A 14,037-nucleotide genomic window follows, 5' to 3' on the forward strand; every position below is an offset into this window, starting at 1 on the left:
GCCGCGCGGCACCGACCCACGGCATCGGGAACAAGAGCGGAAGAGAGACGAGATGGCCCACCGGCATGTGCTCCTGATCGGCTGGCGGCCCGACGCCGTCGAGGCCCTGCACCGCCTCGGCGCCGAGGTCACCTGCGTCGTCGCGGCCCATGAACTGCCCGCCGTCGGTGCCCTGCTGGACGACGCGCACACCGTGGTGGCCGGCGACCCGTACGCCACCGAGCCCACCCTGGCCGCACTGGCTCGCGAGGGCCTGTCCGCCGACCGCTTCGACGTGGTCACGAGCCAGTTCGAGTACTCCCTGGTCAACGCCGCCGTCGTGGGCGGGGCGCGCAGCCGGACGAGCCCCGAGCAGGCCCTGCTGCTGCGGGACAAGGCCCTCCAGAAGCGCCGTATCCGGGCCGCGGGGCTCCCCGTGGCCGACTCGGCGCTGGTCACCCGCCCCGCCGCCCTGCACGGCTTCGCCCTCTCACGCGGCGTGCTGAAGCCGCTGGACCTGTCCGCCGGCCGGGGTGTGCGCACCTGGGCCGACGACGCCGGGCGGGCTCTCCTCGCCGAGACCCTGGCCGACTCGCCCACCCCCGGCCCCTGGCTCGCCGAGTCCTGGGTGGACGGTACGGAACTCCACCTCGACGGGGTCGTGCGGGCGGGCCGGGTCCGGTTCGTCTCCGTCGGCCGGTACCTCCAGAACCCGCTCGCCGTGCACACGGGCGGCCCGCGCGGCTCCCTCATGGAGCACCCGGACCACGACCCGAGCCTGTACGACCGGGCAGGCGCGTTCGCCGACCGGGCCATGGCGGCGCTGGACCACCACGACGGCGTGTTCCACCTGGAGGTCTACGAACAGCCCGACGGAACCTGGGTGTTCGGTGAGTGCGGCGGGCGGATCGCGGGCGGCTCCATCGACGTGATGGTCCGCCTCCAGCACGGGGTCGACCTGCACGAGGAGTGGGCCCGCGCGGTACTGGGACTTCCCCCGACCCCGGCCCGCCCGGCCGCGGTCACCTCGTTCGGTCATGTCTTCCTGGCCGCCCCGGGCCCGCGATGCGCGCTGCCCGGCCTTCCGGAGATCGCGGCCCGCCCGGGCGTACGGCACACGGCCGCCCAGCCTCCGCCCCCCGCACCCGCCGCGCGCCTCTTCCCGGCGACGGCCGTCGTCGAGGGCAAGGACCCGCGGCACACCAGCGAACTCGTCCACGACCTGGCCGACTGGTTCGACGACCGATGCGTACCCGCCTCCCACCCGGCGGACGCCCGACCCCTACGAGAAGAGACCCCATGACCGACGTCCCGCTCACCCACATCTCCCGGCCCGACGGGGTCGTACCGAGCAGCGGCTACACGCACTTGGTGACCGGACCCGGCCAACTCGCCGCTCTGGCCGGACAGATGCCCTTCGCGCCCGACGGCTCCCTGGTCGGCGAGGGCGATCCCGAGGCCCAGGCCCGCCAGGTGTTCACCAACATGCGCGGTGTGCTCGCCGCGGCGGACGCCGGTTTCGACAACGTCATCAAGCTCACCTACTACGTCACCGACGCCGCGCACATCCCGGCGATCCTCGCGGTGCGCGACGAGTTCATCGACACGAAGCGCCCGCCGGCCAGCACGGTCGTCCAGGTCGCCGCGCTCTACCGGCCCGAACTCCTGCTGGAGGTCGACGCGTTCGCGCTCGTCCCGCCGACCTCCCCCGCCCCGACCCGGGAGACCCGATGACCCTCACCGAACCGGCCGCGTCCCGCGCCGTGCCGCACCCGCCCTTCGACCGCCAGCTCGACGGCCCCCTGCGCGAGATCCTGCGCACCCTGCCCACACCGCTCACCCCCGACCTCATCCCGGCCCGCCGCGAGGTCGCACGGCTCAACCGCCTCAGCGACGACGACATCCGGCGCCGCGGCGCGTTCACCGTGACCGAACGCACCGTGCCGGGTCCGGCCGGCGCCCCGGACATCTCGCTGCTCATCTGCCGCCCCACCGCCTCTCCCGGCCCGCACCCGGTGATCTACAACACCCACGGCGGCGGCATGGTCGGCGGTCACAACCGGACCACCGAGCTGGCCGGCGAGCTGTCGCGCGCCGAGGCGCTCGGCATGGCCGTCGTCGCCGTGGAGTACCGGCTGGCCCCCGAACACCCGGACCCGGCACCGGTGGAGGACTGCTACGCCGGACTGCTGTGGACCGCCGGGCACGCGGCGGAACTGGGCCTCGACCCGGAGCGTGTCGTCGTCAGCGGGAACAGCGCGGGCGGCGGACTGGCCGCCGCCATGGCCCTGCTCGCCCGCGACCGCGGCGGCCCCCGGCTGCTCGGCCAGATGCTCCAGTGCCCGATGCTCGACGACACCTGCGACACCCCGTCGGCGTACCAGATGGAGCGCGTCGGGCTGTGGGACCGGGTCTCCAACATGACCGGCTGGGACGCGCTGCTCGGCGACCGGCGCGGCACCGACGCCGTCTCCCGCTACGCCGCCCCCGCCCGCGCGGCGGACCTGCGCGGCCTGGCCCCGGCCTTCATCGACGTCGGTTCCGTGGAGTCGCTGCGCGACGAGGCCGTCACCTATGCGACCCGGATCTGGCAGCAGGGCGGCGAGGCCGAACTGCACGTGTGGTCGGGCGCCTTCCACAGCTTCGACGAATGGGTGCCGGACGCGATCGTCTCCCGGTCCGCCCAGGCGGCCCGCGTCGACTGGCTGCGGCGCCTGCTGCTGCCCTGAGCCCGAGGAGGACCACGATGAGCCCCCGTCCCGCCGCTCCCCGCCTGCTGCTCGTCGGCGGCGCCACCCCCCTGCCCTCCAGCGTGGACATCGTCGGGACGGCCCTGACTCAGGCCCGCTCCCGCGGCATCCGCGTCGACCTCACCGGGCGGCCCGACCACCTGGCGCGCACGGCGGGTGTCACGGCCCTGGCCGACGAGGTCTTCGCCGTCGACCCCGACGACCCGGACGCCACCCGCGCCTGGGCCCGCGACCGCGTGGCCCGGGGCGAGGGCTACGACCTCGTGCTGGGCCTGCGCGACCCGGTCCAGGACGCGGTCGCCGCCTGTGCCGAGGTGTTCGGCACGCCGGGCAACTCCCCCGAGGCGGTGCGCCGTACCCGCGACAAGGACGTCTGCCGGGCCGCGCTGGCCGCGGCCGGACTGCGGCAGCCGGGCGTCCGGCTCTGTGCCGACCGCTCGGACGCCCTTGCCTTCCTCGGCACGACGCCGGGCCCCTGGGTGGTGAAGCCCCGCGCCGGGATGGGCAGTACGGGCGTCCGCAAGGTCACGGGACCGGCGGACCTGGATCTCGCCCTGGCCGAGCTGCCGACCGCCGACCCCTTCCTGCTGGAGGAGTACGTCACGGGTGAGGAGTACAGCGTCGAGGGCGTCCTGCTCGGTGACGGCCCGATGACGCTGGCCGTCACCGCCAAGGAGAAGCTCCCGCCGCCCCACTTCGTCGAGATCGGCCACGTCATCCCGGCCGAACTGCCCGACGGGGCGCACGAGGAGATCACCCGGGAGGTCGGCCGGGCGCTGCGCGCGCTCGAGCTGCGCGTGGGCGTCTTCCACGTCGAACTGTGGCGCACCGCCGGGGGAATCGTCCTCGGCGAGGTCCACACCCGTCCCGGCGGCGACTGGCTGCACCTGCTCATGGCCCACGCCAGGCCCGGACTGGAACTGTTCGGCCTGATCTACGACGACGCCTTCGGGCTGCCCGCCGCCCCGGTACCCCCGGCCACCCGGGCCGCGGCCGTCCGTTTCCTCGCCCCGCCCGCGGGGCGCCTGGAGCGGATCACCGGCTGGGACCGGGTGACCGCACATCCCGCGGTGCTCAGCGCCGCCCAGGCCGTCGCTCCCGGCGACCTCCTCGGCCCGGTCCGGGACTCCGGCTCCCGGGCCGGCCATCTCGCGGTCGGCGCGGACACCCCGGCCGCCGCCCGCGCGCTCGCCCGCGAACTGGCCGAATCCGTCACCTTCGAGATGACCGACGTCACCACCCCCCTGTACCGGTAGAGCACGGCACCATCACCGACACGAAGAGGACCGTCACCCCCACATGAGCACCACCAGGAAGATGCACGCGGGCGAGGCCCACACCGACCCCGACCTCGTACGGCGGCTGCTGCGCGGTCAGTTCCCCCAGTGGGCCGACCTGCCCGTCTCCCGCCTGGCGTCCGGCGGCACGGTGAACGCCATCTACCGCGTGGGCACCGGCCTGACGGTCCGGCTGCCGCTTCTCCAAGGCGGCGCCGGGACGCTGGACCACGAGGCCCGGTGGCTGCCCCGGCTGGCGCCGCTGCTGCCGGTGCCGGTCCCCGAGGTCGTCGCGCTGGGGGAGCCCGCCGAGGGCTACCCATGGCGGTGGGCCGTCCACCGGTGGCTGGAGGGCGAAGTCCTGGTCGAGGGCGCGGAGTACGGCACCGAGGGCGTGGCCCGCGACCTGGCGGCCTTCGTCACCGCCCTGCGCAAGGCCGGCCTCGACGGCGGTCCCCCGGCCTACCGGGGCGGCCCACTGAGCACGGCCGACACCGAGACCCGGTCCGCGATCGAGGCACTGCGCCGCACCGACGAGCCCTTCGACGCCGACGCGATCACGGCCGCCTGGGAGGCGGCCCTTGCGGCACCCCGCTGGACGGGGGCACCGTGCTGGACCCACTCCGACCTGATGCCGAGCAACCTGCTGGGCGCCGACGGCCGGCTGGCGGCCGTCATCGACTTCGGCACGGCGGGCGTGGGCGACCCGGCGATCGACCTCATCCCCGCCTGGAACCTGCTGACGCCCGCCTCCCGCCCGGTCTTCCGGGACGGGGCCGACGTGGACGACGCCACCTGGGAGCGGGGGCGCGGCTGGGCCCTGTCCATGGCGGTGATTCAGCTCCCGTACTACCGGCACACCAACCCGGTCATCTCCGCGAACGCCCGCCATGTGATCGGCCAGGTGCTGGCCGACCGGTGAACACCGGGCCCTGAGACCTTACTCACACGGCTGCGTCCGCTGGCTTCGGACGCGCACGACCCCGGAAACGCCGAAGTGGGCGGCATCGAAATGATGCCGCCCACTTGGGTGTTGTGCGCGAGGGGGGAGTTGAACCCCCACGCCCTTTCGGGCACTGGAACCTGAATCCAGCGCGTCTGCCTATTCCGCCACCCGCGCATTGGGTGTGTCTTCCGGTTCGGCCCTTGCGGGCTGGCCCCTTCCGACATGCAGAACATTAGCACGGCCCACGGGGTGGAATCACATCCCTTCCGCGGGCCCCCCACCTGGCCATCTGTCCCGCCGAACCCGCGAACCCGCACCGCGCGGCGGCCCCGCATGGCGCTCCGCAACCCCCGCCCCTGTGGACAAAGCTGTTCAGGTATCAACCTCGTACCGGTCCCGGCCATCTCATCCACAGGGGGACCGGACCGGACGCCGGGTGCGGGACACTGGACCGGGACCACCTCTACGATCCTCCTCCGAAGGAGTTCGAAGGGGGTCCGCTGGGGGAACCGGCTGATTGCCGGGCGCGTAGATACGATCAGTGAGCAGTACCGGCGAGGCTGCCGCGCCGAGCACGGCACGGCAGAACGGCAGCGACGGAGGAGGTGCCCCATGGGAGTCCTGAAGAAATTCGAGCAGCGTCTCGAAGGTCTGGTCAACGGCACCTTCGCCAAGGTGTTCAAGTCCGAGGTCCAGCCGGTGGAGATCGCCGGCGCGCTCCAGCGGGAGTGCGACAACAACGCGACGATCTGGAACCGCGACCGGACCGTCGTGCCCAACGACTTCATCGTGGAGCTGAGCACGCCCGACCACGAGCGGCTCAGCCCCTACTCCGGACAGCTCGGTGACGAGCTGGCCGGAATGGTGCGCGACTACGCCAAGCAGCAGCGCTACACCTTCATGGGGCCGATCAAGGTCACCCTGGAGAAGGCCCCCGACCTGGACACCGGTCTGTACCGGGTGCGCAGCCGCACCCTCGCCTCCTCCAGCAGCCAGGAGCCCCAGGCCCCGCACTCCGGCGGTCCGGGCCCCGCGGGACCCCAGGCCCCCCAGGGCGGATACGGCTACCCGCCCGCCGGAGCCCCCCCGATGCCGTCCGCGCCGCCCCCCGGCGCCCGGCCCGGCGGCTACGGCTACCCCCAGCCCGCCACCCAGCGCCCCGCCGCCGCCCCGATGGGCGGCGCCGCGACCCGGTACTGGATCGAGGTCAACGGCACCCGCCACCAGATCTCCCGCCCGACCCTGGTGATGGGCCGCAGCACCGAGGCGGACGTACGGATCGACGACCCCGGCGTCTCCCGCAGGCACTGCGAGATCCGCACCGGGACGCCCTCGACGATCCAGGACCTCGGGTCCACCAACGGCATCGTGGTGGACGGGCAGCACACCACCCGCGCTACGCTCCGCGACGGCTCGCGGATCGTCGTGGGCAGCACCACCGTTATCTATAGGCAAGCCGAAGGGTGAAGCGGGGGCAATGTCAGAGCTGACCCTCACGGTCATGCGGCTGGGTTTCCTGGCCGTACTGTGGCTGTTCGTGATCGTGGCCGTGCAGGTCATCCGCAGCGATCTGTTCGGTACGCGTGTCACACAGCGGGGAGCGCGCCGGGAGGCCCAGCGCCCGCAGACCGCCGCCCGGCAGCAGACCGCGCCCCCGCCCCAGCGCGGCCAGCGCGGGCAGCGGGCCCAGCAGAGCGGCGGCGGCCGCCAGCGGCGCAACGCGCCCAGCAAGCTCGTCGTCACCGAGGGCACCCTCGCCGGGACCACCGTGGCGCTCCAGGGCCAGACCATCACCCTGGGCCGCGCGCACGACTCCACGATCGTGCTGGACGACGACTACGCCTCCAGCAGGCATGCCAGGATCTACCCCGACCGCGACGGCCAGTGGATCGTGGAGGACCTCGGTTCCACCAACGGCACCTACCTGGACCGGTCCCGGCTGACGACCCCGACGCCGGTCCCGCTGGGCGGGGCGATCCGCATCGGCAAGACCGTCATCGAGCTGCGGAAGTAGTGCTACACCAATGAATGAGCGCGAGCGGAGCGAGCACGCGGCGGCGGACCGCAATCCAGTCCCCGGCGCGCTCCCGACCGGAGGGTGGGCAGTGTGGCTCGACACGACCGGCTGTACCCGGAGCCGACTGGCGAGGTGCGCATGAGCCTGTCACTGCGCTTCGCCGCCGGATCGCACAAGGGCATGATCCGGGAGGGCAACGAGGACTCCGGTTACGCCGGTCCGCGCCTGCTCGCCATCGCCGACGGCATGGGCGGCCAGGCCGCCGGTGAGGTCGCCTCCTCGGAGGTCATCTCCACCCTGGTCACGCTCGACGACGACGTGCCCGGCTCCGACATCCTCACCTCGCTCGGCACCGCCGTGCGCCGCGCCAACGAACAACTGCGCTCCATGGTCGAGGAGGACCCCCAGCTCGAAGGCATGGGGACCACCCTCACCGCGCTGCTGTGGACCGGCCAGCGGCTCGGCCTCGTGCACGTCGGCGACTCGCGCGCCTACCTGCTGCGCGACGGCATGCTCAGCCAGATCACCCAGGACCACACCTGGGTGCAGCGCCTGGTCGACGAGGGCCGGATCACCGAGGAGGAGGCCGGCGCCCACCCGCAGCGCGCCCTGCTGATGCGCGCTCTCGGCAGCGGCGACCACGTCGAGCCCGACCTCTCCATCCGCGAGGTCCGCGCGGGCGACCGCTACCTCATCTGCTCCGACGGGCTCTCCGGCGTCGTCTCCCACCAGACGATGGAGGAGGCGCTCGCCAGCTACCAGGGCCCGCAGGAGACCGTGCAGGAGCTGATCCAGCTCGCGCTGCGCGGCGGCGGCCCCGACAACATCACGGTGATCGTCGCCGACGTGCTCGACCTGGAGACCGGCGACACCCTCGCCGGGCAGCTCTCCGACACCCCGGTCGTGGTCGGCGCTGTCGCCGAGAACCAGCACCACCTGGGCCACGACAACGGCATCATGCAGACCCCGGCCGGCCGCGCCTCGCACCTCGGCCGCCAGGGCCGCAGGCAGGGCGGTGGCGGCAGGCACGGCGGGCCCTCCGGTGAGACCGAGGAATACGTCCCCGAGGGCAGCTTCGGCGAGTACTCCGACGAGGACTTCACCAAGCCCCGCAAGGGCCGCCGCTGGCTGAAGCGTTCCCTCTGGAGCGCGCTGGCCCTCGCGGTGATCGGCGGCGCCGTCTACGGCGGCTGGCGCTGGACCCAGACCCAGTACTACGTCGGGGTCAACGGCGAGCACGTCGCGGTCTACCGGGGCATCAGCCAGGACCTCGCCTGGGTCTCACTGTCCAAGGTCCAGCAGGACCACCCCGAGATCGAACTCAAGTACCTGCCGCCGTACCAGCAGAAGCAGGTCAAGAACACGATCGTGGTGGCGGGCGGTCTGTCCCAGGCCCGCTCCAAGGTGCAGGCGCTCTCCGTGCAGGCGTCCGCCTGCCGCAAGGAAGCCGAGCGCACCGCCGCCGCGCGCGAGCAGCAGAACTCCAAGACGGGCCAGGGCGCGACCGGCGGCACCACCGGTGCCACCAAGACCGCCTTCACCAAGGCCAGCCCCTCGCCGGACCCCTCGGCCTCCGGGTCGAAGTCGCCGGCGTCGCCCTCGAAGTCCCCGACCGCATCCGCCACTCCCCGGCCCGGCCCCAGCCTCTCCGAGGATGAGCAGAAGGTCGCCGATCAGTGCGGCAAGCAGTAGGCAAGCCGTGAGAGGCCCCGTCACACGATGAGCAGCACTACCAACACGCCGACGCACCACACGTCCACGATCGGCTCGATCGGTGCGCCGAGCCGCCGCAACACCGAGCTGGCCCTGCTGATCTTCGCGGTGGCCATCCCGGTGTTCGCCTACGCCAACGTGGGCCTGGCCCTCAACGACCAGGTCCCCGCGGGCCTGCTCGGCTACGGCCTGGGCCTCGGCCTGCTGGCGGGCGTCGCCCACCTCGCGGTGCGCAAGTTCGCCCCGTACGCCGACCCGCTGCTGCTGCCGCTGGCCACCCTGCTCAACGGGCTCGGCCTGGTGTGCATCTGGCGCCTGGACCAGTCGAAGCTGCTGCAGTCCATCGGCCAGGCGGGCGGCAAGGCCACCAACCAGCTCGTCTACACCGCGCTGGGCATCATCCTGTTCGCCGTCGTGCTGATCTTCCTCAAGGAACACCGCACGCTGCAGCGGTACACGTACATCTCCATGGTGGCCGCGCTCGTCCTGCTGCTGCTGCCGCTGGTGCCCGGCCTCGGCGCCGACCTGACCTACGGCGCCAAGATCTGGATCAAGATCGGCAGTTTCACCATCCAGCCCGGTGAGTTCGCCAAGATCGTGCTCGCGATCTTCTTCGCCGGATACCTGATGGTCAAGCGGGACGCGCTCGCGCTCGCCAGCCGCCGCTTCATGGGCCTCTACCTGCCGCGCGGCCGCGACCTCGGCCCGATCCTGGTCGTCTGGTTCATCTCGATCATCATCCTGGTCTTCGAGACCGACCTCGGTACCTCGCTGCTGTTCTTCGGCATGTTCGTGATCATGCTGTACGTCGCCACCGAGCGGACCAGCTGGATCGTCTTCGGCCTGCTGATGTCCGCGGCGGGCGCCGTCGGCGTGGCCACCTTCGAGCCGCACGTCCAGACCCGTGTCCAGGCGTGGCTCAACCCGATGCACGAGTACAAGCTCAGCCGCATGGTGACCCACGACGGCATCCCCCACTCCGACCAGCTCCAGCAAGCCCTGTGGGCGTTCGGCTCCGGCGGCACCCTCGGCAGCGGCTGGGGCCAGGGCCACTCCGAGCTGATCCGCTTCGCCGCCAACTCCGACTTCATCCTCGCCACCTTCGGCGAGGAGCTGGGTCTGGCGGGCATCATGGCGATCCTGCTGGTCTACGGCCTGATCGTCGAGCGCGGCGTACGCACCGCCCTCGCCGCCCGCGACCCCTTCGGCAAGATGCTCGCGGTGGGCCTGTCGGGCGCGTTCGCCCTCCAGGTGTTCGTGGTCGCCGGCGGTGTGATGGGGCTCATCCCGCTGACCGGTATGACGATGCCCTTCCTCGCGTACGGCGGTTCGTCCGTCATCGCCAACTGGGCGCTCATCGGCATCCTGATCCGCATCAGCGACACCGCCCGGCGCCCGGCACCCAGCCCGGCCGCCAACCCCGACGCCGAGATGACGCAGATCGTGCGGCCCGGCGCCACCGGGCCCGACCCGCAGTGAGCGCGGCGGGCGGCGGGACCGTACCTCAGGGTGGGTCCCGCCGGGCCTTCGGCGCGTCCCCGTCCACAGGCAGTGCCCCTAGACTGTGGGCGGCCAAGGACGGGGGCCAGCCCCAGCGACACCGAGAGACCGAAGCGACAGGCGCCCCTGTCAGCTCGTGGAAAGGCCGGACGTGAACAAGCCCCTGCGCCGCATCGCCCTCTTCTGCGGACTGCTCGTCCTGGCCTTGCTGATCCGCGACAACTGGCTCCAGTACGTGCAGGCCGACAAGCTCCGCACCGCGAGCGACAACCGCCGCGTCGCCATCGAGCGCTACGCCGCCCCGCGCGGCGACATCATCGTGGACGGCGAGCCGATAACCGGTTCCGTCGAGACCAAGGCCGGCGACTTCAAGTACAAGCGCACGTACAAGAACGGGCCCATGTGGGCGCCGGTCACCGGGTATTCCTCCCAGGCGTTCGACAGCACCCAGCTCGAGAAGATCAACGACGGCATCCTCACCGGCAACGACGACCGGCTGTTCTTCCGCAACACCCTGGACATGCTGACCGGCAAGCCCAAGCAGGGCGGCAACGTCGTCACCACGCTCAACTCCGCGGCGCAGAAGGCCGCGTACGCCGGGCTGAAGAACCAGGGCGGCAAGGGCGCGGTCGTCGCGCTGGAGCCCTCGACCGGCAAGATCCTCGCGCTGGCCTCGTACCCCTCGTACGACCCGTCGTCCTTCGCGGGTTCCCGTGACGGTGACGCGGCGGCCTGGGCGAAGCTCCAGAAGAAGAGCGACGCCGCCGACCCGATGCTCAACCGGGCGCTGCGCGAGACCTACCCGCCCGGCTCGACCTTCAAGGTGGTCACCGCCGCCGCGGCGCTGGAGAACGGCAAGTACGCCTCGGCCGACCAGAAGACCGACAGCCCGCTGCCCTGGGTGATGCCCGGCACGCAGACCGAGCTGAAGAACGAGGGCAACATCCCCTGCAAGGACGCGACGATGCGGGTCGCGCTCCAGTACTCCTGCAACACCGTCTTCGGCAAGATCGGCGCCGACCTCGGCAACGACAAGATGCTGGAGGAGGCGAAGAAGTTCGGCTTCGACTCCGAGCAGTTCACGCCGATCCGCGCCAACGCCTCGGTGTTCGGCAAGAACATGAACGACTCGCAGACCGCGCTGTCCTCCATCGGCCAGTTCGACACCGCCGCCACCCCGCTCCAGATGGCCATGGTGGCCTCCGCGGTCGCCAACGACGGCAAGCTGATGAAGCCGTACATGGTCGACTCGCTCCAGTCCAACCTGGACCCGGTGGAGAAGTTCGAGCCGGAGGAGATGAGCCAGCCGCTCTCTCCGAGCAACGCGCAGATCCTCCAGTCGATGATGGAGACGGTCGTCAAGGACGGCACCGGTAAGAACGCGCAGATCAACGGCGTGACGGTGGGCGGCAAGACGGGTACCGCGCAGCACGGTGTGGAGAACAGCGAGAACCCCTACGCGTGGTTCCTCTCCTACGCCAAGCTGCCCGACCACAGCTCGCCGGTGGCCGTGGCCGTGGTCATCGAGGACGACAACGCGGTCCGCGACGACATCTCCGGTGGCGGCCTGGCCGCGCCGATCGCGAAGAACGTCATGGAGGCGGTCATCAACTCCAAGAAGTGAACCCGCTCACGTGCCCTTCACATCGCCGCACGTTGCGATACCGGTCCGGTATCGGGTTATCGGCTTGGCCAGGTCACACAGAGCGAGCCGGGTACGGTAGGCCCGGACGGAAGCTCCGGCCGCGCACACCCGTGCCGGGCGGGACCGACGGAGAGGGCTGGTAAGTAGCTATGGAAGAGCCGCGTCGCCTAGGCGGCCGGTACGAGCTGGGCCACGTACTCGGCCGTGGTGGCATGGCAGAGGTCTACCTCGCGCATGACACCCGCCTCGGCCGCACCGTGGCGGTGAAGACGCTGCGCGCGGACCTCGCGCGTGATCCGTCCTTCCAGGCCCGGTTCCGCCGGGAGGCCCAGTCTGCCGCCTCGCTCAACCATCCCGCGATCGTCGCGGTCTACGACACGGGCGAGGACTACATCGACGGGGTCTCGATCCCGTACATCGTGATGGAGTACGTCGACGGCTCCACGCTCCGTGAGCTGCTGCACTCCGGGCGCAAGCTGCTGCCCGAGCGGTCGATGGAGATGACCATCGGCATCCTCCAGGGTCTGGAGTACGCCCACCGCAGCGGCATCGTCCACCGGGACATCAAGCCGGCCAACGTCATGCTGACCCGCAACGGCCAGGTCAAGGTGATGGACTTCGGCATCGCCCGCGCCATGGGCGACTCCGGGATGACGATGACGCAGACCGCGGCCGTGATCGGCACCGCCCAGTACCTCTCGCCGGAGCAGGCCAAGGGCGAGCAGGTGGACGCCCGATCCGACCTGTACTCCACGGGCTGCCTGCTCTACGAGCTGCTGACCGTCCGTCCGCCGTTCGTCGGTGACTCCCCGGTGGCCGTGGCCTACCAGCACGTGCGCGAGGAGCCGCAGCCGCCGAGCGTGTTCGACCCGGAGATCACGCCGGAGATGGACGCGATCGTCCTCAAGGCGCTGACCAAGGACCCGGACTACCGCTACCAGTCGGCCGACGAGATGCGCGCCGACATCGAGGCGTGCCTCGACGGCCAGCCCGTCGGCGCGACCGCGGCCATGAGCACGGTCGGCTACGGCTACGCGGACGACCATGCGACCACCGCGCTGCGGCAGGAGCCGGCCGGGGCGACGACGATGCTCCCGCCGATGAACCCGGACGACGGCGGCTACGGTTACGACGACCGGCCCGACCGGCGGCGCCAGCAGAAGAAGAACAGCAACAACACCTCGACGATCCTGCTCGCGGTCGCGGGTGTGCTGGTGCTGGTCGGCGCGGTCCTCATCGGCATGTGGATGTTCTCCGGCAAGACCGAGAAGCCCTTCCCGGCGCCGAACTTCGTGGGCAACTCCGTCGAGGACGCCCGGAAGATGGCGGAGGCGTCGGATCTGAAGCTGGGTGACATCACGCGCAAGCCGTGTGACGACCAGCCCAAGAACAAGATCTGTTCGCAGACGCCGAGCGAGGGCTCGGACGTCAAGAAGAACGACACCATCGACCTGGTCGTCTCCACGGGCGCGCCCAAGGTGACGATCCCGAGTGTCATCGGGCTCAGCTTCGACGAGGCGCGGGAGAAGCTGGAAGGCGACGACTACCAGCTCACGGTGAAGAAGGAGACCCGCGTCTCCAGCGACACCCCGGACAACGTCGTCGACCAGAACCCCACCGGCGGCAAGCAGGTGCAGAAGGGGTCCACGATCACCCTGATCGTCGCCAAGGCCGAGGAGAAGGTCGCCGTTCCGGACGTCACCGGCAAGTCGTGCGACGAGGCCAAGGCCGCCCTCCAGGAAGCCGGCCTCACCCCGACCTGCAACGACCAGCCCGTGCCCGACCCGGCCCAGAACGGCAAGGTCCAGAGCACCAACCCGCCGGCCGGCACACAGGTCAAGAAGAACACCCCGGTGTCCGTCAATGTCGGCAAGAACGACACCCCGCAGCAGGTGCAGGTCCCGGACGTCACCAAGCAGTCCCTGAAGGACGCCCGCAACACCCTCCAGGGCCTCGGCCTTCAGGTAAACGCCCAGGGACCTGGCGCCGGTGACGAGAAGGCAACCGTCCTCACGCAGAGCGTCCCGCCCGGCACCACGGCCAACAAGGGCGACACCATCACCCTCGTCGTCGCGAGCCAGGGCAACGACGGCGGAGGCGGCCTCGGCGGAATCTTCGGCGGCCAGAACGGCTGACCCCGCTCCGCTCTGATCAACAGACAGTCCCCCGGCACCTGTGGGTGCCGGGGGACTGTCTCGTTTTCCGATCGT

At 71.4% G+C, this 14,037-nt stretch carries 11 protein-coding genes and 1 tRNA gene; 11 read left to right on the plus strand and 1 reads right to left on the minus strand.

Annotation, left to right across the window (positions count from 1 at the left end; all coding sequences use genetic code 11):
• Nucleotides 1-52 precede the first annotated feature (52 nt).
• Genes OG448_RS14925 through OG448_RS14945 form a run of 5 tightly spaced genes read left to right on the plus strand, consistent with a single transcriptional unit; the run spans nucleotide 53 to nucleotide 4,928 of the window.
• Complete coding sequence (locus OG448_RS14925) at nucleotides 53-1,282, plus strand: acetyl-CoA carboxylase biotin carboxylase subunit family protein (RefSeq protein ID WP_405554226.1); 1,230 nt, start codon at nucleotides 53-55, stop codon at nucleotides 1,280-1,282.
• A complete protein-coding gene (locus tag OG448_RS14930) occupies nucleotides 1,279-1,713 on the plus strand; it encodes a RidA family protein (protein ID WP_405554227.1) in 435 nt (144 codons plus the stop codon). The genes OG448_RS14925 and OG448_RS14930 overlap by 4 nt, the downstream gene beginning before the upstream one ends.
• Complete coding sequence (locus OG448_RS14935) at nucleotides 1,710-2,708, plus strand: alpha/beta hydrolase (protein WP_405554229.1); 999 nt, start codon at nucleotides 1,710-1,712, stop codon at nucleotides 2,706-2,708. Before OG448_RS14930 ends, OG448_RS14935 begins: the two co-directional genes overlap by 4 nt.
• A 17-nt stretch (nucleotides 2,709-2,725) precedes the next feature.
• Entirely contained in the window at nucleotides 2,726-3,985 is a 1,260-nt protein-coding gene (locus tag OG448_RS14940) for an ATP-grasp domain-containing protein (protein WP_405554231.1), read from the plus strand.
• 43 nt (nucleotides 3,986-4,028) lie between these two features.
• Nucleotides 4,029-4,928 (plus strand): aminoglycoside phosphotransferase family protein, encoded by a 900-nt coding sequence (locus OG448_RS14945; protein WP_405554233.1) that lies wholly within the window; start codon nucleotides 4,029-4,031, stop codon nucleotides 4,926-4,928.
• 114 nt (nucleotides 4,929-5,042) lie between these two features.
• Here OG448_RS14945 and OG448_RS14950 read toward each other — a convergent pair.
• Nucleotides 5,043-5,126: transfer RNA gene (locus OG448_RS14950), tRNA-Leu, on the minus strand.
• 438 nt (nucleotides 5,127-5,564) lie between these two features.
• Between OG448_RS14950 and OG448_RS14955 the strand changes: the two genes are divergently transcribed.
• The 6 genes from OG448_RS14955 to pknB all read left to right on the plus strand — a co-directional run bounded on the left by OG448_RS14955 (nucleotide 5,565) and on the right by pknB (nucleotide 13,962).
• A complete protein-coding gene (locus tag OG448_RS14955) occupies nucleotides 5,565-6,419 on the plus strand; it encodes a DUF3662 and FHA domain-containing protein (RefSeq protein ID WP_030805914.1) in 855 nt (284 codons plus the stop codon).
• A 10-nt stretch (nucleotides 6,420-6,429) separates the two neighbouring features.
• A complete protein-coding gene (locus OG448_RS14960; protein ID WP_405554235.1) occupies nucleotides 6,430-6,966 on the plus strand; it encodes an FHA domain-containing protein in 537 nt (178 codons plus the stop codon).
• 141 nt (nucleotides 6,967-7,107) lie between these two features.
• Complete coding sequence (locus OG448_RS14965) at nucleotides 7,108-8,661, plus strand: Stp1/IreP family PP2C-type Ser/Thr phosphatase (protein ID WP_405554237.1); 1,554 nt, start codon at nucleotides 7,108-7,110, stop codon at nucleotides 8,659-8,661.
• Between the two features lie 27 nt (nucleotides 8,662-8,688).
• Nucleotides 8,689-10,161, plus strand: coding sequence for an FtsW/RodA/SpoVE family cell cycle protein (locus tag OG448_RS14970; RefSeq protein WP_405554239.1), 1,473 nt, complete (start codon nucleotides 8,689-8,691; stop codon nucleotides 10,159-10,161).
• Nucleotides 10,162-10,333: 172 nt separating this feature from the next.
• Nucleotides 10,334-11,806 carry a penicillin-binding transpeptidase domain-containing protein gene (locus OG448_RS14975; RefSeq protein WP_391297230.1) on the plus strand — a complete coding sequence of 491 codons (1,473 nt, stop codon included), beginning with the start codon at nucleotides 10,334-10,336 and terminating at the stop codon, nucleotides 11,804-11,806.
• A gap of 170 nt (nucleotides 11,807-11,976) precedes the next feature.
• Complete coding sequence (pknB, locus tag OG448_RS14980; protein WP_405554241.1) at nucleotides 11,977-13,962, plus strand: Stk1 family PASTA domain-containing Ser/Thr kinase; 1,986 nt, start codon at nucleotides 11,977-11,979, stop codon at nucleotides 13,960-13,962.
• The last annotated feature ends 75 nt before the right edge of the window (nucleotides 13,963-14,037 follow it).

The organism is Streptomyces sp. NBC_01171, from assembly GCF_045039805.1.
Lineage (GTDB): Bacteria > Actinomycetota > Actinomycetes > Streptomycetales > Streptomycetaceae > Streptomyces.

What these genes read in the sequence shown, in the direction of transcription:
- pknB (WP_405554241.1), top strand. Translation starts at nt 11,977, where the DNA reads ATGGAAGAGCCGCGTCGCCTAGGCGGCCGGTACGAGCTGGGCCACGTA.
- OG448_RS14970 (WP_405554239.1), top strand. Translation starts at nt 8,689, where the DNA reads ATGAGCAGCACTACCAACACGCCGACGCACCACACGTCCACGATCGGC.
- OG448_RS14925 (WP_405554226.1), top strand. Translation starts at nt 53, where the DNA reads ATGGCCCACCGGCATGTGCTCCTGATCGGCTGGCGGCCCGACGCCGTC.
- OG448_RS14965 (WP_405554237.1), top strand. Translation starts at nt 7,108, where the DNA reads ATGAGCCTGTCACTGCGCTTCGCCGCCGGATCGCACAAGGGCATGATC.
- OG448_RS14960 (WP_405554235.1), top strand. Translation starts at nt 6,430, where the DNA reads ATGTCAGAGCTGACCCTCACGGTCATGCGGCTGGGTTTCCTGGCCGTA.
- OG448_RS14940 (WP_405554231.1), top strand. Translation starts at nt 2,726, where the DNA reads ATGAGCCCCCGTCCCGCCGCTCCCCGCCTGCTGCTCGTCGGCGGCGCC.
- OG448_RS14930 (WP_405554227.1), top strand. Translation starts at nt 1,279, where the DNA reads ATGACCGACGTCCCGCTCACCCACATCTCCCGGCCCGACGGGGTCGTA.
- OG448_RS14945 (WP_405554233.1), top strand. Translation starts at nt 4,029, where the DNA reads ATGAGCACCACCAGGAAGATGCACGCGGGCGAGGCCCACACCGACCCC.
- OG448_RS14935 (WP_405554229.1), top strand. Translation starts at nt 1,710, where the DNA reads ATGACCCTCACCGAACCGGCCGCGTCCCGCGCCGTGCCGCACCCGCCC.
- OG448_RS14955 (WP_030805914.1), top strand. Translation starts at nt 5,565, where the DNA reads ATGGGAGTCCTGAAGAAATTCGAGCAGCGTCTCGAAGGTCTGGTCAAC.